This is a genomic window from Lentzea atacamensis (genome assembly GCF_003269295.1).
Classification (GTDB): Bacteria; Actinomycetota; Actinomycetes; order Mycobacteriales; family Pseudonocardiaceae; genus Lentzea; species Lentzea atacamensis.
The window spans coordinates 1-1,258 of sequence record NZ_QLTT01000029.1; the positions used below are offsets into that span (position 1 = coordinate 1).

The following is a 1,258-nucleotide window of genomic DNA, read 5'->3' on the forward strand; positions in this document are numbered from 1 at the left end:
GGTTTTCGTTGTGGGTCGATGAACGCGGGCGGCCGGAAGTGCGGTAGGCCGCTGATCATCTGGATCTGCCAGTGGGAGTGGTGGATGAGGTCGTGGTGGCGGCGGCAGAGCAGTACGAGGTTGTTGAGGTTGGTTGGGCCGCCGTTTGCCCAGTGGTGGATGTGGTGGGCTTCGCAGTGGCTGGGTGGTCTGGTGCAGCCGGGGAAGGCGCAGCCTTTGTCTCGGGCGGCGAGCATGCGGCGTAGTCCTGCGTTGAGGGCTCGGGTTTTGCGGCCGACGTCGTGGATCTGGGAGCGGCTGCCGAGCAGTATCGGGATCACGCCGGAGTCGCAGGCGATCTTGCGGGCCTGGTTCATCGGGAGGTGGTCGCCGTTGTCGAGCCGGGCGGTGCCGATGGCGGCGCGGAGCTTGTCGTAGTCGACGGTGACGGTGAGCTGGACGCGTTCGCCGCCGTGGATGCGGTGCTGGTCGGCGCGCAGCGCGAGGTCGACGATCTCGCAGAACGCGTCCCCTTCCCGCTCGGGCGCGAACCGGAGGTCGTCGGGGGCGGGTTTGGTCAGCGGGTCGAGCAGCGCGTCGAGCTTGGCACCGGTCTCCAGGTCGAGGTCGGCGAACAGCTGGTACCGGTCACTCTGTCTGCGGCGGCGCACGGTGTTGCGCGGCTGAACGGGTTCGGGGTCTTTGGGTTCGGGTCTGTCCTGGTCGAGGTGGTAGGCGAGGTTCTTGCAGAAGGCTTTGGCTGAGCGGGGTTCGTGTTCGAGTGCGTACCGCACGAGGTGTTCTTCGGCCACGGCGGGCAGTTCGGCCATCGCCTCGGCCAGAACATCGACGTGGTCTTCGGACAGCGCGCCCTCGGCCATCGCGGCCGCGATCCCAGGCAACACCGGCTCCATCAGGGAACCGGTCGGGGTCATCGTGGGACACAGGGCGGCTGCCTGCTTGAGCTTGCGGCGGGTGACCTTGGGATCCCAGTGCAGGGTGTGCTTGAAGACTTCGGCGAGATCCTTGTATCCCAAGGTTTCTGCTGCGCCCTGCTGCTGCAGCGCGCCGACGATCTCCACCACCTGGAACTGAAGCTGTTGCAGCGCGCGGACTTTCCGCTTGAGCTCGTCGAGGAGCTCAAGCGGGGTGGAGAGTCCGAGGGGTGGCATGCGTCCATTGTGGCAGGAACACGTGTTCGAATGCCATTCCACAATCGGGTGAACACGCAGGTCAGCGGCCCTATGGCACCGTGCGCGCACACTCTCTCTAGTGCGCA

Annotated in this window: 1 protein-coding gene; it reads right to left on the reverse strand. The window is 66.2% G+C overall.

The genetic code is table 11. The features are described 5' to 3' along the window. Nucleotides 1–1,151, reverse strand: a 1,151-nt coding sequence (locus C8D87_RS44965) for an HNH endonuclease signature motif containing protein (protein WP_112232840.1), incomplete at its 3' end; no start/stop codon positions are given. Between the last annotated feature and the right edge of the window lie 107 nt (nucleotides 1,152–1,258).